Source organism: Bradyrhizobium sp. 141, from assembly GCF_023074055.1.
Lineage (GTDB): Bacteria > Pseudomonadota > Alphaproteobacteria > Rhizobiales > Xanthobacteraceae > Bradyrhizobium.
This window is the reverse complement of the sequence record NZ_JADPKR010000108.1, coordinates 342,333-366,213: the sequence shown is the minus strand read 5'-3', so window position 1 is coordinate 366,213 and position 23,881 is coordinate 342,333. Positions and strand designations below refer to the sequence as shown.

The following is a 23,881-nucleotide window of genomic DNA, read 5'->3' as shown; positions in this document are numbered from 1 at the left end:
TGGGATTGAAGCCATGAATGTCCCGTCGCTGCCCACCTCCCCCTCCGAGCCGGTATCAACCGAGGGCGTCGTCGCGGCCGGCGCCTATGTCGATGGCCGGCGCATCGCCAATATCGCCATCAGCGAGGCCTCGAGCTGGCGGTCCAAACCTGGCCACGTCGTCTGGATCGGCCTGCACGAGCCCGACATGGCGCTGCTCGGCGCGGTGCAGAAGCAGTTCGACCTGCACGAGCTCGCGATCGAGGACGCCAACCACGCCCATCAGCGGCCGAAGATCGAGCAATATGGCGAGGCCCTTTTCATCGTGGCCCGCACCGCGCAATTGATCGAGGGCCGCATCGCCTTTGGCGAGACCCACATCTTCGTCGGCGAAGGCTATCTGGTTTCGGTGCGCCACGGCGCTTCGACGTCTTACAAGCCAGTCCGTGAACGCTGCGAAAGCTGTCCGCGGGCGCTCGCACGCGGCGAGGATTACATCCTCTACGCCATCCTCGATTTCATCGTCGACAACTACTCGCCCGTGCTCGAGAGCATTCACGTGGAGATCGAGGCGATCGAGGATGACGTGCTCGCGCACGCGATCACCAAGGCGCAGATCGAACGACTTTACATGCTGCGCCGCGACCTGTTGCGGCTGCGCAACGCGATCGGGCCGCTGGTGGAAGTCTGCCGCCGGCTGGAGCATGACGAGCTGTCGATGGTGCGACAGGCCATGCAGCCGCTGTTCCGGGACGTCACCGACCACGTCCGCAACATCCAGGAGCGCATCGATTCCATGCGCGAGGTGCTGGCCTTCGCCTTCGAGGCGAGCCTATTGGTCGGCCAGGCACAGGAGACGGCGGTGTCGAAGAAGCTCGCCTCCTGGCTTGCGATCATCGCGATCCCGACCGCGCTCGCCGGCATCTACGGCATGAACTTCAAGCACATGCCGGAGCTGGAGTGGGACTACGGCTATTACATGCTGCTCGGCGTGATGCTGACGGCGTGCACCGCGCTGTACTGGCGTTTTCGCCGCGCCGGGTGGCTGTGAGGGAGTTACTCCAGCTTTGTAGCCCGGATGGAGCCAACGGGCCGGCGCGAAGCGCCGCCCGATGACAGGCTCCGCGCAATCCGGGACAGCGCCGCCGCGGACAGGCCCCGGATTTCGCTTCGCTCCGTCCGCGGGCTACGAGGGCAGGCAGACCTAGACGATCTCGACCCGATAATTCTCGATCACGGTATTCGCCAGCAGCTTGTCGGCCGCCTCCTTCAGCGCGGCTTCCGCCTTGGTCTTGTCGGCGCCGGCGAGCTCGATGTCGAACACCTTGCCCTGGCGGACGCTGGCGACGCCGTCGACGCCGAGCGACTTCAGCGCGCCTTCGATGGCCTTGCCTTGTGGATCGAGGATGCCCGTCTTCAAGGTAACGGTAACACGTGCCTTCACGTCAAATCCCCTCAGCTCTTCACCAGCACCGGGCCGGAGCCCTGCGGACGCTCGTTCTCCATGAGGATGCCGAGGCGTTTTGCAACTTCGGTATAGGCCTCGAGCAGACCGCCGAGATCCCTGCGGAAGCGATCCTTGTCGAGCTTCTCGTTCGACTTGATGTCCCACAGACGGCAGCTATCCGGTGAGATCTCGTCGGCGACGATGATGCGCATCATCTCGTTCTCGAACAGGCGCCCGCACTCCATCTTGAAGTCGACGAGGCGGATGCCGATGCCGAGGAAGAGGCCGGTGAGGAAGTCGTTGACACGGATGGCGAGTGCCATGATGTCGTCGATCTCCTGCGGCGTCGCCCAGCCAAAGGCGGTGATGTGCTCTTCCGACACCATGGGGTCGTTGAGCTGGTCGTTCTTGTAGTAAAATTCGATGATCGAACGGGGCAGCTGCGTGCCCTCCTCGATGCCGAGGCGCTGCGACAGCGAGCCGGCGGCGACGTTCCGCACCACCACTTCGAGCGGCACGATCTCGACTTCGCGAATCAACTGCTCGCGCATGTTGAGGCGACGGATGAAATGGGTCGGCACCCCGATGTCGTTGAGGTGCTGAAACAGGTACTCCGAGATCCGGTTGTTGAGGACACCCTTGCCCTCGATCACCTGATGCTTTTTCGCATTGAACGCGGTGGCGTCATCCTTGAAGTGCTGGATCAGGGTACCGGGCTCCGGGCCTTCATAGAGAACCTTTGCCTTGCCTTCATAAATGCGACGCCGACGGCTCATTGGGATGTACCGTGTTTTGTTGAAATCCATGAATTTGGTGTGCTCCGGTTACTAGGATTTACGACCCACAGCGGAGCTGCCGTGAACGGCCAGGAACCCGTCTCGAACCCTTGGAAACAGAGCGGGAACCAAGCCTTAGGCAACCTATCCGATTGGCTGACCGAGCACAATCGATCCGGCCGTCCCGGCGCCAACTTATACCGTCTCGCCTGCGGCTTAACGGCCCGTTGTTTTGCCGATATGTGCTATCTATGTAGGCACGCAGCCGGGCGGTCGCAACGGAAGGCCCCCGCTCCATTCAGAGGGATTTGGAACAAGGCATGAGCGAGTTCGACAAGCGCCAGGAAGGTTTCGAGAAGAAATACGCCCTCGACGAGGAGCAGAAATTCAAGGCGGAGGCCCGCCGCAACCGGCTGCTCGGGCTGTGGGCGGCCGAAAAGCTCGGCATGTCAGGCGATGCCGCCACCGCCTATGCCAAGGAAGTGGTCGCGGCCGATTTCGAGGAGGCCGGCGATGCCGACGTCCTGCGCAAGCTCACCGCCGATTTTACCGCCAAGAACGTCGCTGTCACCGAACAGGCGATTCGCGCCAAGATGAGCGAACTGCTCGCGGTGGCAGCCGCCGAGGTGAAGGCGGGGAAATAATCCATTCAGGCGAGCCGCCGGCGCGCAACAACCTTGCGCGCCGGCGTTCTCTTTCTGACGTCCTCTGGGGCCGAACCATCCCGCCCGGCAAAGTTACGGCGGATGGTGTCGAGCAGGCGCTCGGCGGCAGCGCTCAGAAAGCCGTCGCGACGCGTCACGAGGACGGTGTCCTGATCCGCGGCAAGATCGCCGACGGCGATCGTCGCGATCGAGGCCGCGCGCAGCTCCTCAGCCAAGTGACTCCTCGCCAGCAGCGCGAGACCGAAGCCTGCCTCCACCAGGCGCTTCTGCGCGGTGAGGCTGTCGACTGCCGTCCATTCGATCTCTCCGAGCCCTAGCGTGAGAAACAGCGCGAACACATGGGCCGCGGCGATCTCGCGGCGTCCGCGCGTTTCCGGAAATGCGATCCAGCGTTCACTGCGAAGCTCGGCAAGCCGCTTCACGCGCTTGCCGGCCAGCGGATGTTCGGGCGCACAAACGACCTGCAACGCCTCGGTCAGCACCGGCTCGCAGGCGAGATCGCCGGCGCGGTCGACGTTGTAGCGCAGGCCGATTGTGGCCTCGCCGCGCCGGATGAGATCGCTGACCTCCGCGCTGGTCGCCGTCCGCAAGGTCAGCGTGACGGCGGGATTTTCCCTGGCAAACCGCTTCATGATGGTCGACAGGCGGCCATCGGCGAGCGTGCCGGTCACGGCCAGCGACACCGGCCCCGCATTCTGCTTGGTCAACGCACGTATCGCCTGTTCGGCGTCCTGCGCCGCAGCGACCGCCCGCTCGGCATAGGGGATCAGCACGCGCCCGGCATCGCTGAGCCGGGTGCGGCCCGCCACCCGCTCGAACAGGGGCACGCCGAGCTCCTGCTCCAGCAGCGCGATACGGCGCGAAATCGCCGGCTGCGAACGGTGCAGGAATTTCGCGGCATTGGAGATCCCGCCCCTGCGATGAACCGCCAGGAAGGTGTCGAGGGCGTCACTGTCCATCGCGACCTCATGCAAAAAACTGATGTTCGCTGCAAGAATAACAAATTTGGCGGATGGCGAAAATGCTCCTAAGGCTGCATCGACGGACAACGCGGAGACGAGCCATGACGAGCCAACTGGACAAGGCGACAGCGTTTCGCGCGCTGCACGAGCGGCCTGGCGCCTTCATCATTCCCAATCCATGGGATGCCGGCACGGCCAAGCTGCTCGCGGCGATGGGCTTCGAGGCCCTGGCAACCACGAGCCTCGGGGTCGCCAACATGCTCGGCAGCGGCGGCGTCAGTCTCGATGTCATCCTCGCCAATGCGCGCGCGATCGTCGATGCCACCGACCTTCCGGTCAGCGTCGATCTCGAAAATTGCGGCGCCGATGAGCCGCAACGTGCGGCCGAAGCCATACGGCGTGCCGCCGAGGCTGGCGCCGTCGGCGGCTCGATCGAGGATTACAGCGGCGACCGCGATCGTCCCATCTATGACTTTTCCCACGCCGTCGAGCGCGTCCAGGCCGCCGTCGAAGTGGCGCGCGCGCTGCCAATTCCGTTCACGCTGACTGCGCGGGCCGAGAACTTCCTGCACGGCCGCAAGGACATCGACGACACGATTCGCCGACTGCAGGCCTTCGAGGCTGCGGGCGCCGACGTCCTGTATGCGCCCGGCCTGTACGACCTCGCCACGATCCGGACCGTCGTCTCCTCGCTCGGCAAGCCGTTCAACCACGTGATGGGCTTCGCCGACCCGACGCTGACAGTCGGGCAATTGTCCACCGCCGGCGTCAAGCGCATCAGCGTCGGCGGCGCCATGTCGCGCTACGCGCTCGCCGCGTTCCTGAACTGCGCGCGCGAGATGAAGGACAAGGGATCCTTCACCTACGTTCGCGAGATGGCTCCGGTCGGCGAGCTGCGCGAGGCCTTCGCGTCGGTCAGTCCTCCCTGAAGCCGTATTCCGGCACGTTGCCGCTGGCGCCGTAATATTTGTACGGCAGGAATTTGCCGCTCATCGTGATCTTGACGCGGTCGCCCTTCGGGTTGGCGACGCGCTCCATTGCCATGTCGAAGTCGATCGCCGACATGATGCCGTCGCCGAACTCCTCCTCGATCAGCGCCTTCCAGGCCGGACCGTTCACCATCACCATCTCGTAAAAGCGGTAGATCAGAGGATCTGTCGGCGGCATCGGCGTGCCGGTGCCGCGCATCGGCACCTCGTTGAGCATCGCAACTTCCGCCTTCGACAGGCCGAACAGCTCGCCGGCATTGGCGGCCTGCGGCTTCGTCAGCTTCATCTGGCCGAGGATCGCGCCGACGATGAGCACCTCGGAATAGCCGCCGATCTTGTCGCAGATGTGCTTCCAGCTCCATCCCTTCTCGCGCTTGATGTCGAGCAGCTTTTCGGTGAGGTCTTCGCGTTTCATTTGGAGGTCTCCTTGGTTAGGCACTTAATCCGGGGCTGCTCCCGGGCATCCACGTTTGCCGTGGCTCATCGCTGGCAGCCGCGACCGTCAGTCCCGGCTTGCCGATCTGCACCACCGGCACATTACGCGGATCGTGACCGGGTGTCTCGGTGGTAAACGTCTTGCTGCGCGTCACCAGGAAATCGACGATGTGGTTACGCAGCGCGTAGTAGAGCGGATGGCGGTGCAGATCGATCCGGCCGCGATCCCGCGGCAGCGGGTTCTCGACCACCTCAGCGAGCACCGCGCCGGGCCCGTTGGTCATCAGAAAGATCTTGTCGGCGAGATAGATCGCCTCGTCGACGTCATGGGTGATCATGAACGCGGTCTGCCCGGTCTCCAGGCAAATGCGCCGGACCTCGTCCTGCAGCGTGCCGCGCGTCAGCGCGTCCAGCGCCGAGAACGGCTCGTCCATCAGCATCATCTTCGGCGTGATCGACAGCGCCCGCGCGATGCCGACGCGCTGCTTCATGCCGCCCGACAGTTCTGACGGCCGCTTGTGCTCGGAGCCGGTGAGACCAACGAGATCGATGAATTCTTGCGCATGCGCCCTCACCTTGGCGCGATCCCAGCTTCGCCATTTCGAGCTCACGGCATAGGCGACATTGCCGAGCACGGTGCGCCAGGGTAGCAGCGCATGGCTCTGGAAGATCACGGCACGGTCGAGGCTGGTGCCGGAGATCGCCTGTCCGTCGACGATGACCGCGCCCTCGCTCGGCGCGTCGAGGCCGGCGAGGATGTTGAGCACCGTGGTCTTGCCGCAGCCGGAATGGCCGATCACGCAGGCAAACTCGCCGCGCGCCATCGACAGCCAGAGATTCTCGAACACGGTGGTCGCGGCGCCGCCCGCGCCGGAATAGCGCTTGCCGATGCCTTCGATGGAGATGAATTTGTCGGTCATCGCCCCTACTCCGGAAAGGTGACCATGCGCGTGAAGCGCGCCAGGATCTGGTCGAGCAGCATGCCGACGATCCCGATCAGGAGGATCGCGATGATGACGTTGGTGATCGACAAATTATTCCACTCGTTCCAGACGAAATAGCCAATCCCGGTGCCGCCGACGAGCATTTCCGCGGCGACGATCACGAGCCAGGCGATGCCGATCGAGATGCGCATGCCGGTCAGGATCGTCGGCGCCGCAGCGGGGAGGATCACGGTGAAGGCGCGCCTGAGCGTGCCGACCTCCAGCGTGCGCGCGACGTTGATCCATTCCTTGCGCACGCTGGCGACGCCGAACACGGTGTTGAGCAGCATCGGCCAGATCGAGCAGATGAAGATGACGAAGATCGCCGAGATCGAGGAATCCTTGATAGTGTAGAGCGCCAGCGGCATCCAGGCCAGCGGCGAGATCGGCTTCAGCACCTGGATGAAGGGATCGAGCGCCTTGCTCAGCAGCGGCGACATGCCGATCAGGAACCCCAGCGGAATCGCGACCAGCACGGCCAGCAAATAGCCTGTGCCGACGCGCGCGATGGAATAAGCGAGCTGGATGCCGAGGCCCTTGTCGTTCGGACCGTTGTCGTAGAACGGCCGCCTCAAATGCTCCCACAGCTTGGCACCGACATCGAGCGGCCCCGGCATGGCGGACTTGCCTTGCGTTGCCGTCAACCCCATCAGCCTGGCATATTCCGGGCTCATCGTAGTCACGGGCGCCGTCGAGCGCGTGGCGAGATGCCAGATACCGAGGAACGCGGCGAGCAGCACAATGGAGACAAGGCCGGCGCGGAGACGGAGAGACGATGTCATCGCGCAAGACCTCTCCACCCGTCGTCCCGGCGAACGCCGGGACCCATAACCCCAGGGAGACGTTTGGCGAAGACTCGTTGTCCGGTACTTCTACTGATCACAATCGATGGATTCCGCGGTATGGGTCCCGGCGTTCGCCGGGACGACGATGCTGAGAGAGGTCGCCTCACGACGACTTCCTGATCTTGAAGCTCGCGACATAGTCCTCCGGCTTGGCCGGATCGAAAGTCTTGCCCATCACCGCGAACGACTTGTAGGCACTCGCAGGCGGCGACAGGCCCATCTCGGTCATCAGCTTCTTGGTGTCGGTGGCAAGATACACCTGCTCGGCGACGGCCTTGTAGTCGACATCGCCCTTGATCTGCCCCCAACGCTTCATCTGGGTCAGCATCCACACCGCGAAGGACTGCCACGGGAACGGATCGAAATCGACGCGCTTGGCATCGGTCTTCACGCCGCCGAGACCGTCCGCATAGGTGCCGGTCAGCACCTGCTCCAACACCGTGACCGGCGCGTTGATGTAATTGGCGGGCGCGATGGCTTCCGCGATCTGCTTGCGGTTCTCCGCCTTCGATGCATAGGCGGTGGCATCGACGATCGCCCGCGTCAGCGCCGCAAAGCTGTTCGGCGCGGTCGTGATGAACTCGCGGCTGGCGGCAAAGCTGCAGCAGGGATGACCATCCCAGATCTCCTTGGAGAGCAGATGCATGAAGCCGACGCCGTCATAGATCGCGCGCTGGCAGATGTTATCAGGGGCGAGGAAGCCGTCGATGTTGTCGGCACGCAAATTCGCGACCATCTCCGGTGGCGGCACCGAGCGCAGCTGCACGTCGGTATCGGGGTCGAGACCATGCTCGGCGAGATAATAGCGCAGCAGGTAATTGTGCATGGAATAGTCGAAGGGGATGGCGAACTTCATGCCCTTCCAATCCTTGGGATCGCGCTTCTCCTTGTGCTTGGCCGCCAGCACGATGCCCTGCCCGTTGATGTTCTCGATCGCAGGCACCGCAAACGGAATGGCGTTGGCACCAAGCCCGAGCGAGATCGCGATCGGCATCGGCGCCAGCATGTGCGCCGCGTCGTATTCCTTGTTGATGGTCTTGTCGCGGATCACGGCCCAGCCGGCGGTCTTGACCACCTCGACGTTGAGACCGTGCTTGGCGTAAAAGCCCATCGGCGCCGCCATGATGATGGGCGTGGCGCAGGTGATCGGAATGAAGCCGACCTTGAGGTCCTTCTTCTCGGGCGCACCCGTTTGCGCGAACAGCTCCGTCGCGGTCTTGAGCGGGAAGAACTGCGACAGCGCGGCCAGCGCCGTGGAGGCCCCGACCGATTTCAGGAACGCACGCCGCGCCAGGTCCTGCGGAAACATCGCGCGCATCACGGCGGAGGCGACAACACCCTCGTAGCGCTTCTCCTCGCTCTCGACGGGCTCGCAGCGCAAAGCCAGCGGCGCCTGCTCGTGCTCTGCCGCCGAACGGTGCTGGCCGCACACGCAGCCCGCCTGGAGACTGCGGACGGCATCAAACGGATCGTCGAACGTGGACATGCTGCTGCGCCCCTTTGTCACACTGCGCGAGGGACGCCGTTGTCCGCCGCGTCAGGTCAGAATTCCGTCATGGCCCGGCCGCGCCTTGTGCAGCCGGGCCATTGGAAACATGCAGGTTCTATGCCGCCTTGCCTGTTACCTGGGCAGCCACAGGCAGCCCCTGCTCGATCGGCAGCGAGGGATCGCGCGACCATTCGTTCCAGGAGCCGAAATACATCCGCACGTCCTTCACGCCGGCATTCTTGAGCGCCAGGAAGGTGTTCGAGGCCCGCGCGCCCTTGAAGCAGTAGAGGTAAACCGGCGTAGCGGGCGTGATGCCGACGGTGGCGCATTCCGCCAGGATCTCGTCCTTGGACTTGAAGCGCGGGCCTTCGGCGGTCGGCTTCATCATGCGGTACCATTCCAGCCAGACCGCGCCGGGGATGCGGCCCTTGCGCGGGCAAAAGTCTTTGCCGTACGGGGACGAGCTGTCGCCGATCCACTCGTCGACGTCGCGCACGTCGAGGATGGCGACGCCGGGCTTGCCGACCGCGGCGAGCATGGTCTTGGCGTCGATCAGAATCTCGCCCGCTTCCGGCACGATTGCGAACGAGGCCTTGGCCGGCGCCGGGACGTCCTTCGTCACCGGAAGACCCGCGGCGGCCCACGCGTCGAAGCCGCCATGCAGCACCTTCACCTTGGGATAGCCGAGCATGGTGAGCAGGTAGTAGCCGCGGCAGGACTGGCCGAAGCCGGAATTCATCGACTGCTCGTAGATCACGGCCGTCTCCTTGCCGGAGAGGCCGGCGGCGCCGAAGGCGTCGGCGAATTTGGTCTTCAGCTCGCTGATGCCCTCCGGCGTCGAGGTTGCGAGGAACGTGAAGATTTCATGCACGTTCACGGCGCCCGGCAGGTGCCCGGCGCCATAGGCGTCGGGATTGCGGGTGTCGATCACGACACACGGCGCCGTCTTCAAGAGATCGGCAAGTTCGCTGGCAGAGATCAGAACGTCCGTCATTGGCAGCCTCTCCGTTGAGGTTAAGTGGTCTTCTGGGGTGGACTCGTGAAGCTCAGAAATCAGCGAGCATCTTGCGCAGCTGCTTGGTGGCCGGCGTGACGATCGCGACGAAATAGGCCTCGCGCAGGCGCCGCTGCGCGCGGTGGCTCTTCAGGTAGCCACGGGCGCCACAATGCAGCATCGCCGCATGCGCTGCCGCGACGCTGGCCTCGCCGGCGCGAAGCCTAAGCGCGATTACCTTGCGCCAGTAGGTTTCCTCCTCGTTGTAGGGATCGCGTGCCAGCGCCATGGTCTCGGCCTCGAGCTCGGCGGCGAGATCGCGAAAGTGCACCGGCTGCTGCGGCAGATAGCGGTTGATATGGCCGAGCGGGCTATCCACCTCGTCCATGATGTTGATGCAGTCTTTGATCACGCCCAGCGCCATGCCGGCCTGCAGGAGAATGAAGCCGGCGCGGATCTTCTTGACGAAGGGCCCGGCGGGATCGGCGAGGATCAGCTCGTCCGGCACAAACGCGTCGCGGAACTGCACGCCATAGGTGCCGGTGCCGTCCATCGCCATGAACGGCTTGCACGGCGTCAGCGTGATGGCGGGATCGGCGCAATCCGCCAGAAACATGACGGTGCCCGGCTCGCCGCTTGCGATGCCCGGCTCGTCCTCGCGCTCGAAGATGGTCCCGAAATAATGGTCGGGACCGAGATTGGAGACCCAGGGCAGCGCGCCGCGCACGATGTAGCCGCCCTCGACCTTGCGTCCCTTCAGCTTCAATTTCTCGATGCCGAAAAAGCTCTTCATCGGATTGGAGAGCCCGGTGCCGCCGAGCACGCGGCCGGTCGAGAAGGCATCGCCGAAGCGTTTTGCCAGCTTGATGTTCGTCGAGTTTGCCGCGTACCAGACCAGCGTGTTCTGGCACCAAGCCATGAAGGCCGTGGCGCCGCAGACTTCACCGATCGCCGCCATCGCCTGGATCGCGCAGCGCAGATCGGCGGGACCTTCGTGCGGCACGTGACTGCCCCAGGCGCCGATCTCGCCGAACTTGCGCAGCACCTCGGCCGGATAGACCGAGCCGTCGTCGATGCCGACCGCGAGCGGCGCGAGCTGCTCCCGCGCGATCCGCGCCACCTCGCCTGCAATGGACGGTGCGGGCTGATCCAAAACTTCGACCCGCGATAAAGCCAGTGAACTCATGATCGTCTCCCGCACCTTGTCCTGATTGCTATCGGCTAGATGCCGACCTCGAGATTAACCGGGCGGGTGAAGGTGTTGGCGACCGGCGACCATGTCTTCACATGAGCCACCAGCGCATTGATCTCGTCCTGCGCGATGCCCTCGCATTCCATATCGACCTTGACGCGGACGTCGGTGAAGCCGACCGGCTTGTCCGAGGTATCGCCAGTACCCCAGACCGCGGTGATGTTGAGGTCGCCTTCGAGCTCGAGCTCGAGCTTGTTGACGATCCAGCCGCGATGCACCGCATTGGCATGCAGGCCGACGGCAAGACACGAGCCGAGCGCGGCGAGCGAGGCTTCCGACGGATTGGGCGCGGTGTCGTCGCCCAAGAGTCCCGGCGGCTCGTCGACGATGTAGGGCGGCAGATTGCGGATGTAGTTGGCGTGGCGGAATTTTCCTTCGGCGACCGTCTTGCATTTCAAGGTCTTGACGACCTTCGGATTGGCCTTGCCGCTCGCAATCAGTTGCTCGAGGCCATTCTTGTCGATGGGCGCAAGGCACCCCGTCAGCACGGTCTTTTGAACGACGGCAGTCATCATCTTCTCCCTGGCAGCCGTGAAAAACGGCAGGATACCGAACGGTCTGTTTCCTTGCATAGGGCGTGCCAAAGACGGCCGAAAACGAAATGCGAGGCATTGGAGCCGCTTAAGGTCGCTGCCTGCGGATTGATCAGCCGCGCTCTGCTCAAAGGGGATGCAGATGCATGAGCGAATGCGAATCTTTTCGGCGCGAAGCAGATGCGGCTTGATGATACCGCGCGGCTGCGATTAAGTTCGTCGCCATGGCAAAGACGTCATCGAAGAAGACCTCGCCGCACGCCGCCACTGGCGACGACGAATCCGCGCGCGGGCGCCTGCTCAGCGCCGCCTCGCATCTGTTCTGCAAGAACGGAATCAACGCCACCGGCATCGATGCGATCATCGAGGAGGCCGGCACCGCGAAGACCACGCTCTACAAATTGTTCGGCTCGAAGACCAATCTCGTCAACGCGGTGCTGGAAAGCGAAGGCAAGCAGTGGCGTGAATGGTTTATCGCCGCCATGGAGGAAGGCGGCGGCGACGCGCAGGCGAAGCTCACGCGCATCTTCCCGGCCCTGAAGAGCTGGTTTGCCGAGGAGCGCTTCTACGGCTGCCCCTTCATCAACGCGGTCGGCGAGCACGACAAGGACGCCAAGCAGTTCCGCAATATCGCGCTGAAGCACAAGAAGATCGTGCTCGGCCACATCGAGAAGCTCGCCGGCGAGCTCGGCTCGAGCGAGCCCGCGGTGCTCGCGCATCAGCTCGGGTTGTTGATCGACGGTGCCATCGTCGCCGCAATGATCTCGCGCGATCCGGGCGTGGCGGACACCGCGGCACTGACCGCGGGCCCCCTGCTCGGACAAACGAAAGCGAAGAAGAAGCGTGAGCTAGAGGCGGTGTGAGCTTGCGCAGATCTCGTAGGGTGGGCAAAGGCGCAATGCGCCGTGCCCACGACCTGCCTCCGTCTTACTCGAACGACATCGTGGGCACGCTTCGCTTTGCCCACCCTACAAGATCCGTTTCATGAATTCCCCGATCGCCACCAGCACCGGCCGCTGATCCCCGGCAAAGAACCAGTGATCGTTACCGTCGAGCTCGACGAACTCTGAGCCCTTGATCCGGCTCGCCATATCGCGACCGGCCGCGATGCGCACGGCCTGGTCGCCGCGCCGGTGCAGCACCAGCGTCGGCATAGTGATTTCAGGCAAGAGATGCCGCACGTCGGCGTCGCGAAACGCTTCGAGCACGGCCGAGATACCGCCGGGACTGGACGCTGCACGCAACAGCCCCGCCCACCAGGCGCGCGCCTGGGGATCGCCAGCAAGGCTCGGTGCGAAGGTTTCGATTCCAACTGGCCCGCCCCATTGCGCGATCAGATGCTTGCTCCAGGCATCATACTGGCTGGCGCGCAGCGCGTGCGGATAGTCCTGCGACCAGCAGCCCTTGGCCAGCGCGCCGAACAGGATCAGCCCGGCCACCCGCCGCGGCTCGTCGACCGCGAACTTGATGCAGGCCGGCCCGCATTCGGACGCGCCGAACAGCACGATTCGGCGCGAGTTCACCGCCCGCAGGACGGTGCCGATATCCTCCGCGGTGACATCGATGCCAGGGGCTGATCCGACCCGGTCGGACAGCCCGATCCCGCGACGATCGAACACGATGAGGCGTCCGAGCCGCATCAATGACGCCAGGAACGTCCGGCTCGCAGGGTTCTCCCAGGCACGCTCCACATGCGACACGAAGCCGGGCATCACCAGAATATCGAGCGGACCGCTTCCGTGGGTCTGATAGGCCAGATGAACCCCGGCGCCTTTCACGTAGCGCGTCAGCGGGGCGGCATGCGGCGCCGCCGCGGGACTCATCAGCGCCTCGGTCTCGGCCTCCGGCGCAACCCCAAGCTCGTCGCGCAGCCGCTGCGTCAGGGCTGCGTGATGACGCTCTGCCGCGCTTCGGTCGCCGGCGAGCAGAAGGCTGCGGATCAGATGCCGGCCATACACTTCGCTCAATGAATCGAGCTCAACCAGGCGTCCCGCATGAGCTGTCGCGGCGAAATGATCGCCGGCGGCGTTGTTGTCCTGCACCAGACGCTCCAGCGCATGCATGAGCCGTCCCCGCAGCGCCTCCCGGCGAAAGAAGGCCCACTCGTCGAATTCGGGACAGTCGCCCAGAGCGAAGCCCGCAAGGAAGTCGCCCCGATAGATCAAGCAGGCCTCTTCAAAGGCGCCGCGATCGCAGGCGCTCTCGAACAGATGCGTATCGATCTTCAGCTCGACCGCCGGAGACCATCGCACGGTCGTGCGGTCAGTCTCGAAAACCGACTGCCCGAGCGTGAGCTCCACGCGATGAAGCAGGCGCCGCAACCGCGCAAGGCCCGTCTCGCGATCGGTCTCGGCCCAAAGCAGCGTGGCGATGACGTCGCGCGCGACCGCAGCCTTGGCCTCCGCGAGATAGACGAGCAGCGCAAGACCCTTGCGTAGGTTCAACTTGATCGGGCGGCCGTCGGCATGGACCTCCGGGAACCCGAATGTCTCCAGCGAGAAAGCCGTCATCGAAATCCTCTCTCGCCTTGGGACGTCCTCAGGGGACGCACAGGGGACGGCGCCGCGGTAGCCATCGGCCCAGATCGAACTCGCTCGCCGGCGACCGCCTCAAGCTCTGCATGCGGCACCGCCGGATCAGGCACAACAGGAAAAACCATGTTTTCGCGCCTCGCAATCCTGCTCTACGCAATCGTGAGCTATGCCGTATTCACGGTGTCATTTCTCTATGCGCTCGGTTTCGTCGGCAATTATGTCGTACCCAAGTCAATCGATCGCTCTCTCCAAGTCGGCAGCCCTTCGACTTTGACCGAGGCCATCGTCGTCAACTTGCTGCTGATGAGCCTGTTTGCCATCCAGCACAGCGTCATGGCGCGCCCGGGCTTCAAACGCTGGTGGACCGAGGTTCTTCCCGTGGCCTGCGAGCGCAGCACCTACGTGCTGCTCTCCAGCCTGATCCTGCTGCTGCTGTTCTGGCAGTGGCGTCCGATCCCGATACCGATTTGGCAGACCAGCGGAATCGTGGCCTGGTTGCTGACCGGCGTCCATTGGCTCGGCTGGCTGATCGCCTTCGCCTCGACCCACATGATCGATCATTTCGACCTGTTCGGCCTGCGCCAAGCCTTCTCGGCGCTGCGCGGGACCGAGCTGCCCGGTCAATCCTTCAAGGCGCCGCTGCTCTACAGGATCGTGCGGCATCCGATTATGCTGGGCTTTTTGCTCGCGTTCTGGGCTACGCCTGAGATGACCGCCGGCCACTTGCTGTTCGCGATCGCGAACACAGCCTACATACTGGTCGGGCTGCAGTTCGAGGAGAGGGATCTGATCGCGGAGTTCGGCGCGACCTACCAGCAGTATCGCCGGCGCGTTCCCATGCTGATGCCCAGGATTTTCGGATCCCGCCGGACCGAAGATCGCCAGCCGCCTCGGCCTGTTGGAGCGCCTCGATGAACGTCATGTCCCCTATCCCCCGAATGTCCGCGGACGCCGCCACATTCGCCGATACGCTCGATGGGCTTGACGTCGGCCTGTATCTCGTTGACGCGAACGCGCGTCTCCTTCACGCCAATACTGCCGGCCAAGCCATTGTCGATGCGCGCGATATCCTGCTCGAAATCCGCGGGCACCTCGCGGCTTGCGATGTAACGGTTAACCGGACATTGCAGCATTTTTTCGCTGCGGCCGGGCGGGAAAACGCGATCCTCGGCGCCAACGGAATCGCAGTGCCGATGATCGGCCGGAATGGGCAGCGCCACGTCGCCCATGCCATGCCGTTGATCTCCGGCATGCGCCGGCGTGCGGGCGTGGCCTACAGCGCCGTGGCAGCATTGTTTGTTCGCAGGGCGGCGCTGACGATACCGCCTCGTTCCGAAGTGATCGGCAAGGCCTTCAGACTGACGCCGGCCGAGTTGCGTGTGATGCTCGCGATCGTCGAGCTCGGCGGCGTTCCCGAAGTGGCGGCGGCGCTCGGCGTTGCCAGCACAACGGTCAAAACGCATGTCCGTCGCCTGTTCGAAAAGACCGGTGCGGCGCGACAGGCCGATTTCGTCAAGCTCGTCGCGGGCTATGCGACGCCATTGAGAGAACCTGCCGAATCTAGACAATCCGTTGGAGCGACACGATGAAAGCGGTTCTGTGCCATTCCTTCACCGGACCGGGCGATTTACGCCTCAGTGAGATCGATGAGCCCAAGCACGCCCGCGACGAAATTGTGATCGACGTCCACGCAGCGTCCGTGAGCTTCATGGACCAGTTGCTGGTCTCGGGTCTCTACCAGATGCGGCTGCCGACGCCCTTCGTGCCTGGTACGGAAGCATCCGGTGTCGTCGTCGCGGTCGGCGACAAGGTCACAAGATTCGCGCCCGGCGATCGCGTGGCGTGCAGCGCATGGACCGGCGGCTACGCCGAACGGATGATTGCAAAGGAATCGAAGAGCGTGCGGCTACCCGACGGCGTCGCGTTCGAGGCCGCGGCGACGGTGCTGCACAATTACGGCACGGCCTGGTACGCGCTGGCCGAGCGGGCACGAGCGGAGCGCGGCGAAACGCTATTTGTCACGGGTGCGGCCGGCGGGGTTGGACTTGCCGCCGTCGATTTAGGCCGCCATCTGGGCCTGCGCGTCGTCGCCGGCGTCGGCTCCGACGCCAAGGCCGCCCTCGTGCAGAGTTACGGCGCCAGCGACGTCGTCAATTACCGCAGGGACGATCTGCGCGACCGGATCAAGGCGATTACCGGCGGCGACGGCATCGATATCGGCTTCGACAATGTAGGCGGCGCGACCTTCGAGCAGATGGCCCGGCTGATGGCATGGGGCGGACGGCTGATGCCGATCGGCTTCACCGGCGGCGAGATTCCGTCCCTGCCGATGAACCTGCCGCTGCTGAAGAACTATTCGATCGTCGGCGTCTTCGCCGGTGCCTGGGCGGAGAAATTCCCGCACGAGGGCGCGCGCATGAATGACACGCTGATGCAATTGCTGGCCGACGGACAAATTCGCCCGCATATCGATCGTATCCTCCCTTTGGAGGAGGTCGGCGACGCGATGCGCGCCGTGGCCAACCGGACGGTTCAGGGGCGAATTGTGCTCAAGATCAGGTAGAGTGCGCCAACGACGAAGAGAGAACCGATGACACCGATCATCATCGACAAGCGCTATTGCGGTCCTCCGAACTCCGGTAACGGCGGCTATGTCTGCGGCCGGCTTGCCCGTCATATTCCCGGGCCTGCGGAAGTGACGCTACGCGCACCGCCGCCGCTGGACACACCGCTCGATGCCATCGCGACGGACGACGGCACATGGGAGCTTCGCGACGGCGCCAAGGCCGTTGCCGCCGCCCGCGCCGCGAGCGTCGAGCTCGCGCAAGTCGAGACGGCGACCTTGCCGGAAGCCCGCGCGGCCGAATTGCTGGCGCTGTTCAGGCCGCACGAGCATCCGCTGCCGCACTGTTTCGTCTGCGGCCCCGCAAGGACGCTAGGCGACGGCCTGCGCATCTTCGCCGGCCCGCTCAGCCGTCAAGCACGGGCGCCCGTTCTCGCCGCAAGCTGGGCACCCGATCCGAATCTCGCCGGCGAGGATGGCCTCGTCGCGTCCGAGTTTCTCTGGTCCGCGCTCGATTGCCCCACCGGCTTTGCCTGCAATTACGATTCACGGAGCGGCAGCTTCGACAAGACGCCGCTGCTGCTGGGCCGCATGTCAGCGCGGATCGAGTCCCGGCCGCGACCCGGCAACCCCTGCATCATCACCGCCTGGCCAACCGGCCGCGACGGCCGCAAGCGCAGCGCCGAGGCCGCGCTGCATGACGAGGCCGGGAAATTGCTGGCGGTCGCACGGACGACGTGGATTGCGGTGGAGCGCGAGGTGCAGCTCGGGCGTTTTTCGTAGAGACGAGACGGGCGGCTCGCGCCGGGCAGGTTTTCGCTGGCTCGGGGCGCGATCCACTTTGCCCACCATGTGGACGCTGCCAGGCATCGAGAAGCGTTGAACCCATGTTTGATCAAAGATACCCTTGAAAATCTTCGTCCAGCAAAAACAAGATCTAGGGGGACGTGATGGTTCGCAAGATAACGGCATTTGCAATCGTTGCCGCGGGCATGTGTATCGCTGGCGTCGCAAATGTTGAGGCGCAGCAGCCGGAGCTCAACGCGCCTGACCTGGTCCTCATCAACGGAAAGGTTCTGACGCTGGATGAGCGATCGACGGTCACGGAGGCAGTGGCCGTCGCGGATGGAAGGATCCTCGCAACCGGAACCAGTGCTTCGATGAGGTCGCTTGCCGGCGCTCGGACTCGCGTGCTCGATGTAGCTGGCAAGACCGTCATCCCCGGATTGATCGATACGCACGCCCACTTCAAGGCCGCTGGTCTTGGCGACTATGTTGTCATCATGGGCCGAGCCAAGACGGTCGCGGAAGCGCTCGAGGCCATCAAGGTATTCGCTGCGAAGAAGAAGCCCGGCGAGTGGATCGTAGGTGGCGCGTGGCATCCGCCGTCACAATTGGCGGAGAAGCGCTATCTGACGAGGCAGGAGATCGATAGCGTTGCTCCAGACAATCCGGTCTATCTTCGCACCGTCGGGCATTTCTCGATGGCGAACACCATGGCTCTAAAGCGGGTCGGAGTCGACAAGACCACCGAGGACCCGAGTGGGGGAAAGTTTGAGCGCGACGCCGCCGGTGAATTGACTGGCGTGCTCGTGGAGACGGCGATCGATCGGGTCGAGAAGGCCGTACCGCCCTGGACGGAAGACGACGAGATGCGGCAATTCACAATTGCCGAAGGCGTGCTGAACAGCTTCGGTATCACGAGCGTGGTCGAAGGCGCGACAGAGGCACGCGATATCCGCATGCTCCAGAAGCTTGTCGCATCCGGGAAAGCCACGTTGCGCACCGGCGTGATGTTTCGACCGGAGCCCCCGGCCGATCTGACCGCATGGGAAGCGATCATGGCAGGCAATGGGGCCTCTTCGGGCTTTGGTGACGATTGGCTCAAGTTCGCTGGCATCAAGATCTTCTACGACGGCGGCATGACGCTGAAGACAGCGCTCATGCGCGAGGTGTATCCCGATTCACATGACAACTATCATGGTGTTGCGCAGCAAACGCCTGAGCGGCTGAAGCAACTCATCTCCATCTGCAACCGATATGACTGGCGGGTCGGTGTCCACGCGGTGGGTGACCTTGGTATTGACCAGGTGCTCGATGCGTTCGAGGCAGCGGATAAGGAGAAATCGATCCGAGACCGCCGCTTCGTCCTCATTCACGCCAGCCTGATCCGGCCAGAACAGATGGAGCGTGCGCAAAGGCTGGGAGCCCGTGTCGATTTCCAGAACGCTTTCATGTGGGATAAAGCAGCCACCGTCGAACGGTTTCTCGGGAAAGCGACCGCTGATCGCGCCGTACCAACCAGGACGTTGATCGAAAAAATGGGGCTCAATAGCCTCGGCGCCGGAACGGACTTTCCCGTCAACCCGATCAATCCCTTCCTCAACATGTACATCATGGTGACCAGGAAGGACCCCAACGGAAACGTCTATGGCGCGGCAGAAGCCATTACGCGCGAGCAGGCCCTACGGCTCTACAGCAGCGCGGCTTCGCGCTACACGTTCGATGAAGCACATAAAGGGACCATTGAGCCCGGAAAGCTTGCGGACATCGTGGTGCTCTCCGCGGATTACACGGCCGTGCCGGAGGACCAGATCAAGGACATCAAGGCGGACCTGACCCTGGTCGGCGGCAAAGTTGTCTTTCAGCGCTGAACGGGCGCTGATCGGCCAGGGTGCGGTTGGCCCAAATCCGGCATGAGTCTCGTAGGGTGGGCAAAGGCGCGCAGCGCCGTGCCCACGACTTCAGTCCCGGCCTCGTTGGTCGAGATGGTGGGCACGCCTTCGCTCTTCGAGCTACGGCGGAAGCTTTGCCCACCCTACGAAACCGTCACGCCCCGAGACCTACGCGCTCTGCTCCATCATCTCCGCGAGCCGCACCAACTCCGCCTCCAGATCGCGCTCCACATCCGCCGCGCGAATCTCCAGCACGCGATAGTCCCGCGCCTCCAGCCACGCCCGCCTTGACGCACGGTCGGCCGCGATCGCCTCGCCTTCGCCCGCGTTGACCAGCTCGATCGCGATCCGGTGCGAGAACGAGACGAAGTCCGGGATGTGGCGCCCCACCGGGGTCTGGCGCTTGAACCCACCTGCGAAGCGGCGGTCGCGGGTCAGGGCCTGCCAGAGCAGGCGCTCGGCGTCGGTCGGGTTGCGGCGGAGCAGGCGGGCGAGCCCGCGCACCGTCGAGCCGCTGTCGGGCACGCCGCCCTGCCCGTGCTCGGCCAGCAGCGCGCGCAGGCGCGTCGCCTGCTCGCCGTCGAGCACGCCGCCCTTGGCCGGGCCCTTGCGCCCCTCGGCGATCGCCATCACCACGCCGTGCAGGGTGTGCATGTCCTGCTTGGTCGGCTCCATCCGGCTGAAGATGTTGCGCAGGTTCACCAGCATGGTGTCGCGCTTCTCGGCCGGGCGCAGGAATTCCACCTTGTCGAGCTCGCGGATGAGATTGTCGAAGAAGGCCTGCATCTGGTGCTGCGAGGCGCGCTCGGAGCGCTCCGGCATGGCGTGCGGCAACTCGCCCGACGTGGCCCGTTTGAACCATTCATAACCGATCAGCAGCACGGCCTGGGCGAGATTGAGCGAGGCGAAGCCCGGATTGACCGGGAAGGTGATGATGCGGTTGGAGAGCCCGACCTCCTCGTTGGTCAACCCCCAGCGCTCGCGGCCGAACAGGATACCGGCCTTGCCGCCGGTCGCGACGTGGCCGGCGATCTCGCTGGCCGCGGCCTCCGGCCCGACCACGGGCTTGGCCTGATCGTGGGGGCGAGCCGTGGTGGCGAACAGCAGATCGAGGTCGGCGACGGCCTGCTCCACGGTGTCGAACAGTTCGACCTTTTCCAGAATGTGGTCGGCGCCGGCCGCGGCGCGCTGGGCGGCGATGTTGGGCCAGCCGTCCCTGGGGTTGACGATGCGCAGGGCGCCAAGCGCAAAATTGCCCATGGCGCGCGCGGCCATGCCGATGTTTTCACCGAGCTGCGGCTCGACCAGGATGACGATGGGACCGTCGAGGGACAAACCCGCCTTGCTCTTGTCAGTCCCCGACATCTGATTTCGCTTTCACACTGGTTCTCAAGGCCTTGCAGAGGTCGCCTTAGGAATTGATCCAAGCCGCCCCTTCCGGACGGCCTCGTCCCGCTCGCCTGTCGTTTGCCTGTCCTGACAAAATTCTCAAGGGAAATAACGGGTTGGATTCGACTTTTGAATCTCGCCGGGAACGTGACCCCGCGACCGGGCGAGGGCCGCCGCCCGCCCCCCATCTGGGCAAGCTGGATGAGCTAAAAGTGCATAATCCCTTGGCTTTCGCCCGCCGCGTCTGGGTGCTAAGAGGCGCCGGATATTCCCGTGGCGCGCCCAAAGCGCCGTTCCAAGAGGCTTCCCCGATCATGGCAAAAATCAAGGTATCCAATCCCGTCGTCGAACTCGATGGCGACGAGATGACCCGGATCATCTGGCAGTACATCAAGGACAAGCTGATCAACCCGTACCTCGATGTCGAGCTGCTCTATTTCGACCTGGGCATGGAATACCGCGACCACACCAACGATCAGGTCACCATCGACGCCGCCGAAGCCATCAAGAAGGTCGGCGTCGGGGTCAAGTGCGCCACCATCACCCCTGATGAAGCCCGGGTGAAGGAGTTCAACCTCAAGCAGATGTGGAAGTCGCCGAATGGCACCATCCGCAACATCCTCGGCGGCGTGATCTTCCGCGAGCCGATCATCTGCAAGAACGTGCCGCGCCTGGTTCCCGGCTGGACCAAGCCGATCATCATCGGCCGCCACGCCTATGGCGACCAGTACCGCGCCACCGATTTCAAGTTCCCCGGCAAGGGCACCCTGTCGATGAAGTTCGTCGGCGAGGACGGCACCGTGATCGAGAAGGAAGTGTTCAAGGCTCCGGGTGCCGGCGTCGCCATGGAGATGTACAATCTCGACGACTCCATCATCGACTTCGCGCGCGCCTCGCTGAACTATGGCCTGCTGCGCAACTACCCGGTCTATCTCTCGACCAAGAACACGATTCTGAAGGTCTATGACGGCCGCTTCAAGGACATCTTCCAGGACATCTACGACCGCGAGTTCAAGAAGGAATTCGAGGCCAAGGGCCTGACCTACGAGCACCGCCTGATCGACGACATGGTGGCCTCGGCGCTGAAATGGTCCGGCGGCTATGTCTGGGCCTGCAAGAACTACGACGGCGACGTGCAGTCCGACACGGTCGCGCAGGGCTACGGCTCGCTCGGCCTGATGACCTCGGTCCTCCTCACCCCCGACGGCAAGACCGTGGAAGCCGAGGCTGCCCACGGCACGGTGACCCGCCACTACCGCGAGCACCAGAAGGGCAAGGAGACCTCGACCAACTCGATCGCCTCGATCTTCGCCTGGACGCGTGGCCTCGCCCACCGCGCCAAGCTCGACAACAATGCCGAGCTCGCCAAGTTCGCGAACACGCTGGAGAAGGTCTGCGTCGACACCGTCGAGGCCGGCTACATGACGAAGGACCTCGCGCTGCTGGTCGGCGCCGACCAGCGCTGGCTCTCGACCACCGGCTTCCTGGACAAGGTCGCCGAGAACCTGACCAAGGAGCTGGCGGCCTAAGCCGTCCGCAATTTCGCCCGACTGGGCCGGACATCATCACGGGCCGCGCTTTGAAGCGCGGCCCGTTTCTTTTTTGAGAGCTTTCGCGGAGATGACCATGTCGATCAAGCTTGCCGTCCCCTGCCTGTTGCTGCTCGCTGGACCGGCTGCGGCCGCCGACCCGCTCCCCGACGCCATCACTGCACCGGGCGAAAGCGTCGTGCTCAGCGTCCACGCCGAGGGCGCGCAGGTCTATGAGTGCAAGGCCGCCGCCGACGGCAAGCTCGCCTGGGCTTTCCGCGAGCCGATCGCGACGCTGCTCTCGGACGGCAAGACGATCGGCCGCCACTATGCCGGCCCGAACTGGGAGCACAGCGACGGCAGCGCCGTGGTCGGCAAGGCCATCGGCAACGCGCCGGGCGCGACGGCCGCCGATATTCCCTGGCTGAAGCTGGAAGTCACCGCCCGCCGCGGCAACGGCGTGCTCACGCCCGTCACCACGGTCCAGCGCATCAACACCCATGGCGGCAAGCTCGACGGTGCCTGCGAGAAGGCCGGCGAGTTCAGGAGCGCCCCGTACGCGGCCGATTACGTTTTCCTGAAAAAGGGCTGAGACGAAGCACGCCTGATCAGCTCGCCTTGCCCCCGCCTTCCTTCTCCGCCTGCGCCAGTTCCGCCAGCGCGAGATCGCCGGTATCGGCGAGCCGTGCCTTGGCGGTGGTGTGGACGTGGTCGGCGAGCGTCGGCATGCGCTCGATCAGGGCGTGAAAATCCTGGGCGTCGAGCACCAAGAGGCGCGTTTTGCGCGTCGCCGTCACCGTGCCGCTGCGCTTTGTTTTGTGCAGCAGCGCGATCTCGCCGAAGAAGGTACCGTCGGTGAGCCGCACATGCTGGCTCGGCAGCGCGATCTCGACCTCGCCGGCGGTGATGAAATACATCGAGGACGCCACATCGCCCCGCCGCACCAGAATCTCGCCCTGCTCGATGGTGCGCGCCCTGAGCAGCCGCATGATGTCGGCGATCTCCGCGGCCGCCAGATGCGAGAACAGCGGCACCCGCGCCAGCATGCCCCAGGTGACGACGAAATCACGCCGCTTCACCTCTTCGGCAAAGGCCGTGGAGATGATCGCGACCGGCAGCGCGATCATGGCGAAGCCGCTGATGATCGCGAATGTGGAGATCAGCTTGCCGAGCGGCGTCACCGGCACGACGTCGCCATAGCCGACGGTGCCGAGCGTCACGATGGCCCACCACATCGCCTGCGGGATGGTGCCGAGCTTGTCCGGCTGCACGTCGCGCTCGATGGCGTAGAGCAGCGAGGCGAAGGTCAGCACCGCGCCGATCAGGATGACGATGCAGCCGATCAGAGCCCGCCGCTCGGCATGCACGGCGGCGAGCAGCGAGCGCATCGCCGGCGAGTACCGTATCAGCTTGAAGAACGGCAGCACACCTAGGGCCGCCAGCGTCGCGTGCCGGCCGGCGGCGAGCACGATGGAAGCGGGCAGGAACGCCATGAGGTCGATGATGCCGAGCGCCGAGAAGGCATAGCCGAGCCGGTCGGACAGCGCGGACGCCTTGCGCTGGGTGTGGCCCGCCACGGTCCACAGCCGCGCCAGATATTCCAGCGCGAACACGACCACCGACAGGATGGTAATGGCCGCGAACAGCGTGCCGAACTGCGCGTCCAGCTCCGGCACCGAGGCGAGGATCATCGCGGCCACATTGAGCACGATGACGCCGATGATGATCTGGATGAAGCGCGACCCGACTGAGTAGGCCAGCGGATCGTGCTCCAGCAATTCGTAGAGGCGATCCCTTAGGTTGGGATCGCGCAAGCCACGTCCTCGCGGAACGGGGCGCACA

At 64.3% G+C, this 23,881-nt stretch carries 24 protein-coding genes; 11 read left to right on the top strand and 13 right to left on the bottom strand.

Annotated features, from left to right (window positions below; all coding sequences use genetic code 11):
• The first annotated feature begins 13 nt into the window (after window positions 1–13).
• On the top strand, window positions 14–1,030 hold the full coding sequence (locus IVA81_RS35360) for a magnesium and cobalt transport protein CorA (protein ID WP_247326843.1): 1,017 nt from the start codon (window positions 14–16) through the stop codon (window positions 1,028–1,030).
• 153 nt (window positions 1,031–1,183) lie between these two features.
• Here the strand turns inward: IVA81_RS35360 and purS are convergent, their stop codons facing one another.
• Entirely contained in the window at window positions 1,184–1,423 is a 240-nt protein-coding gene (gene purS / locus IVA81_RS35355) for a phosphoribosylformylglycinamidine synthase subunit PurS (RefSeq protein WP_028142840.1), read from the bottom strand.
• Between the two features lie 11 nt (window positions 1,424–1,434).
• Window positions 1,435–2,202: a phosphoribosylaminoimidazolesuccinocarboxamide synthase gene (gene purC, locus IVA81_RS35350; protein WP_173015815.1), complete on the bottom strand. Its 768-nt coding sequence runs from the start codon at window positions 2,200–2,202 to the stop codon at window positions 1,435–1,437.
• A gap of 320 nt (window positions 2,203–2,522) precedes the next feature.
• Between purC and IVA81_RS35345 the strand changes: the two genes are divergently transcribed.
• A complete protein-coding gene (locus IVA81_RS35345; protein WP_247326842.1) occupies window positions 2,523–2,846 on the top strand; it encodes a DUF1476 domain-containing protein in 324 nt (107 codons plus the stop codon).
• Window positions 2,847–2,851: 5 nt separating this feature from the next.
• Here IVA81_RS35345 and IVA81_RS35340 read toward each other — a convergent pair whose 3' ends face one another.
• Window positions 2,852–3,826, bottom strand: coding sequence for a LysR family transcriptional regulator (locus tag IVA81_RS35340; RefSeq protein ID WP_247326841.1), 975 nt, complete (start codon window positions 3,824–3,826; stop codon window positions 2,852–2,854).
• 104 nt (window positions 3,827–3,930) lie between these two features.
• On the opposite strand from IVA81_RS35340, the gene IVA81_RS35335 reads away from it, so the two are divergent.
• Window positions 3,931–4,758, top strand: a complete 828-nt coding sequence (locus tag IVA81_RS35335) for an isocitrate lyase/phosphoenolpyruvate mutase family protein (RefSeq protein WP_247326838.1) — start codon at window positions 3,931–3,933, stop codon at window positions 4,756–4,758.
• Here the strand turns inward: IVA81_RS35335 and cynS are convergent.
• The 7 genes from cynS to IVA81_RS35300 form a co-directional block, all read right to left on the bottom strand.
• Window positions 4,745–5,233, bottom strand: a complete 489-nt coding sequence (gene cynS, locus IVA81_RS35330) for a cyanase (protein ID WP_247326837.1) — start codon at window positions 5,231–5,233, stop codon at window positions 4,745–4,747. The two genes, IVA81_RS35335 and cynS, sit on opposite strands and share 14 nt — an antisense overlap.
• A gap of 16 nt (window positions 5,234–5,249) precedes the next feature.
• Complete coding sequence (locus IVA81_RS35325; RefSeq protein WP_247326836.1) at window positions 5,250–6,173, bottom strand: ABC transporter ATP-binding protein; 924 nt, start codon at window positions 6,171–6,173, stop codon at window positions 5,250–5,252.
• 5 nt (window positions 6,174–6,178) lie between these two features.
• Complete coding sequence (ntrB, locus tag IVA81_RS35320; RefSeq protein WP_247326835.1) at window positions 6,179–7,018, bottom strand: nitrate ABC transporter permease; 840 nt, start codon at window positions 7,016–7,018, stop codon at window positions 6,179–6,181.
• A 166-nt stretch (window positions 7,019–7,184) separates the two neighbouring features.
• Window positions 7,185–8,567: a CmpA/NrtA family ABC transporter substrate-binding protein gene (locus tag IVA81_RS35315; protein WP_247326834.1), complete on the bottom strand. Its 1,383-nt coding sequence runs from the start codon at window positions 8,565–8,567 to the stop codon at window positions 7,185–7,187.
• A gap of 118 nt (window positions 8,568–8,685) precedes the next feature.
• Window positions 8,686–9,564: a sulfurtransferase gene (locus IVA81_RS35310; protein WP_247326833.1), complete on the bottom strand. Its 879-nt coding sequence runs from the start codon at window positions 9,562–9,564 to the stop codon at window positions 8,686–8,688.
• A 52-nt stretch (window positions 9,565–9,616) separates the two neighbouring features.
• The gene (locus IVA81_RS35305) at window positions 9,617–10,750 is read right to left on the bottom strand and encodes an acyl-CoA dehydrogenase family protein (protein WP_247326831.1); all 1,134 of its coding nucleotides are present in this window, start codon (window positions 10,748–10,750) and stop codon (window positions 9,617–9,619) included.
• 35 nt (window positions 10,751–10,785) lie between these two features.
• Window positions 10,786–11,328 carry an OsmC family protein gene (locus tag IVA81_RS35300; protein WP_247326829.1) on the bottom strand — a complete coding sequence of 181 codons (543 nt, stop codon included), beginning with the start codon at window positions 11,326–11,328 and terminating at the stop codon, window positions 10,786–10,788.
• A 245-nt stretch (window positions 11,329–11,573) separates the two neighbouring features.
• Between IVA81_RS35300 and IVA81_RS35295 the strand changes: the two genes are divergently transcribed.
• Complete coding sequence (locus tag IVA81_RS35295) at window positions 11,574–12,212, top strand: TetR/AcrR family transcriptional regulator (protein WP_247326828.1); 639 nt, start codon at window positions 11,574–11,576, stop codon at window positions 12,210–12,212.
• 105 nt (window positions 12,213–12,317) lie between these two features.
• Here IVA81_RS35295 and IVA81_RS35290 read toward each other — a convergent pair whose 3' ends face one another.
• A complete protein-coding gene (locus IVA81_RS35290) occupies window positions 12,318–13,859 on the bottom strand; it encodes an alpha/beta fold hydrolase (RefSeq protein WP_247326827.1) in 1,542 nt (513 codons plus the stop codon).
• A 147-nt stretch (window positions 13,860–14,006) separates the two neighbouring features.
• Between IVA81_RS35290 and mddA the strand changes: the two genes are divergently transcribed.
• From mddA to IVA81_RS35265, 5 genes are all read left to right on the top strand, one after another.
• Window positions 14,007–14,798 (top strand): methanethiol S-methyltransferase, encoded by a 792-nt coding sequence (gene mddA, locus IVA81_RS35285; protein WP_247327123.1) that lies wholly within the window; start codon window positions 14,007–14,009, stop codon window positions 14,796–14,798.
• Entirely contained in the window at window positions 14,795–15,472 is a 678-nt protein-coding gene (locus tag IVA81_RS35280; RefSeq protein ID WP_247326826.1) for a helix-turn-helix transcriptional regulator, read from the top strand. Before mddA ends, IVA81_RS35280 begins: the two co-directional genes overlap by 4 nt.
• Window positions 15,469–16,446: an NADPH:quinone oxidoreductase family protein gene (locus tag IVA81_RS35275; protein ID WP_247326825.1), complete on the top strand. Its 978-nt coding sequence runs from the start codon at window positions 15,469–15,471 to the stop codon at window positions 16,444–16,446. Before IVA81_RS35280 ends, IVA81_RS35275 begins: the two co-directional genes overlap by 4 nt.
• 27 nt (window positions 16,447–16,473) lie before the next feature.
• A complete protein-coding gene (locus tag IVA81_RS35270) occupies window positions 16,474–17,229 on the top strand; it encodes a hypothetical protein (RefSeq protein ID WP_247326824.1) in 756 nt (251 codons plus the stop codon).
• A gap of 167 nt (window positions 17,230–17,396) precedes the next feature.
• Window positions 17,397–19,100, top strand: a complete 1,704-nt coding sequence (locus IVA81_RS35265; protein WP_247326823.1) for an amidohydrolase — start codon at window positions 17,397–17,399, stop codon at window positions 19,098–19,100.
• Window positions 19,101–19,289: 189 nt separating this feature from the next.
• Here IVA81_RS35265 and IVA81_RS35260 read toward each other — a convergent pair whose 3' ends face one another.
• Window positions 19,290–20,486 carry a TrmJ/YjtD family RNA methyltransferase gene (locus tag IVA81_RS35260; RefSeq protein ID WP_247326822.1) on the bottom strand — a complete coding sequence of 399 codons (1,197 nt, stop codon included), beginning with the start codon at window positions 20,484–20,486 and terminating at the stop codon, window positions 19,290–19,292.
• A 338-nt stretch (window positions 20,487–20,824) separates the two neighbouring features.
• On the opposite strand from IVA81_RS35260, the gene IVA81_RS35255 reads away from it, so the two are divergent.
• Window positions 20,825–22,039: an NADP-dependent isocitrate dehydrogenase gene (locus tag IVA81_RS35255; RefSeq protein ID WP_246931798.1), complete on the top strand. Its 1,215-nt coding sequence runs from the start codon at window positions 20,825–20,827 to the stop codon at window positions 22,037–22,039.
• A 97-nt stretch (window positions 22,040–22,136) separates the two neighbouring features.
• The gene (locus IVA81_RS35250) at window positions 22,137–22,631 is read left to right on the top strand and encodes a DUF3455 domain-containing protein (RefSeq protein WP_247326821.1); all 495 of its coding nucleotides are present in this window, start codon (window positions 22,137–22,139) and stop codon (window positions 22,629–22,631) included.
• 16 nt (window positions 22,632–22,647) lie between these two features.
• On the opposite strand, the gene IVA81_RS35245 is transcribed toward IVA81_RS35250, so the two are convergent.
• Window positions 22,648–23,880 carry a cyclic nucleotide-gated ion channel gene (locus tag IVA81_RS35245; protein ID WP_247326817.1) on the bottom strand — a complete coding sequence of 411 codons (1,233 nt, stop codon included), beginning with the start codon at window positions 23,878–23,880 and terminating at the stop codon, window positions 22,648–22,650.
• Window position 23,881: the final 1 nt, after the last annotated feature.

Coding starts and splice junctions, on each gene's coding strand:
- mddA (WP_247327123.1), top strand. CDS start 14,007: ATGTTTTCGCGCCTCGCAATCCTGCTCTACGCAATCGTGAGCTATGCC.
- ntrB (WP_247326835.1), bottom strand. CDS start 7,018: ATGACATCGTCTCTCCGTCTCCGCGCCGGCCTTGTCTCCATTGTGCTG.
- cynS (WP_247326837.1), bottom strand. CDS start 5,233: ATGAAACGCGAAGACCTCACCGAAAAGCTGCTCGACATCAAGCGCGAG.
- IVA81_RS35280 (WP_247326826.1), top strand. CDS start 14,795: ATGAACGTCATGTCCCCTATCCCCCGAATGTCCGCGGACGCCGCCACA.
- IVA81_RS35295 (WP_247326828.1), top strand. CDS start 11,574: ATGGCAAAGACGTCATCGAAGAAGACCTCGCCGCACGCCGCCACTGGC.
- IVA81_RS35265 (WP_247326823.1), top strand. CDS start 17,397: ATGGTTCGCAAGATAACGGCATTTGCAATCGTTGCCGCGGGCATGTGT.
- IVA81_RS35335 (WP_247326838.1), top strand. CDS start 3,931: ATGACGAGCCAACTGGACAAGGCGACAGCGTTTCGCGCGCTGCACGAG.
- IVA81_RS35270 (WP_247326824.1), top strand. CDS start 16,474: ATGACACCGATCATCATCGACAAGCGCTATTGCGGTCCTCCGAACTCC.
- IVA81_RS35310 (WP_247326833.1), bottom strand. CDS start 9,564: ATGACGGACGTTCTGATCTCTGCCAGCGAACTTGCCGATCTCTTGAAG.
- IVA81_RS35250 (WP_247326821.1), top strand. CDS start 22,137: ATGTCGATCAAGCTTGCCGTCCCCTGCCTGTTGCTGCTCGCTGGACCG.
- IVA81_RS35300 (WP_247326829.1), bottom strand. CDS start 11,328: ATGACTGCCGTCGTTCAAAAGACCGTGCTGACGGGGTGCCTTGCGCCC.
- IVA81_RS35290 (WP_247326827.1), bottom strand. CDS start 13,859: ATGACGGCTTTCTCGCTGGAGACATTCGGGTTCCCGGAGGTCCATGCC.
- purC (WP_173015815.1), bottom strand. CDS start 2,202: ATGAGCCGTCGGCGTCGCATTTATGAAGGCAAGGCAAAGGTTCTCTAT.
- IVA81_RS35255 (WP_246931798.1), top strand. CDS start 20,825: ATGGCAAAAATCAAGGTATCCAATCCCGTCGTCGAACTCGATGGCGAC.
- IVA81_RS35345 (WP_247326842.1), top strand. CDS start 2,523: ATGAGCGAGTTCGACAAGCGCCAGGAAGGTTTCGAGAAGAAATACGCC.
- IVA81_RS35325 (WP_247326836.1), bottom strand. CDS start 6,173: ATGACCGACAAATTCATCTCCATCGAAGGCATCGGCAAGCGCTATTCC.
- IVA81_RS35275 (WP_247326825.1), top strand. CDS start 15,469: ATGAAAGCGGTTCTGTGCCATTCCTTCACCGGACCGGGCGATTTACGC.
- IVA81_RS35305 (WP_247326831.1), bottom strand. CDS start 10,750: ATGAGTTCACTGGCTTTATCGCGGGTCGAAGTTTTGGATCAGCCCGCA.
- IVA81_RS35360 (WP_247326843.1), top strand. CDS start 14: ATGAATGTCCCGTCGCTGCCCACCTCCCCCTCCGAGCCGGTATCAACC.
- IVA81_RS35340 (WP_247326841.1), bottom strand. CDS start 3,826: ATGGACAGTGACGCCCTCGACACCTTCCTGGCGGTTCATCGCAGGGGC.
- IVA81_RS35315 (WP_247326834.1), bottom strand. CDS start 8,567: ATGTCCACGTTCGACGATCCGTTTGATGCCGTCCGCAGTCTCCAGGCG.
- IVA81_RS35260 (WP_247326822.1), bottom strand. CDS start 20,486: ATGTCGGGGACTGACAAGAGCAAGGCGGGTTTGTCCCTCGACGGTCCC.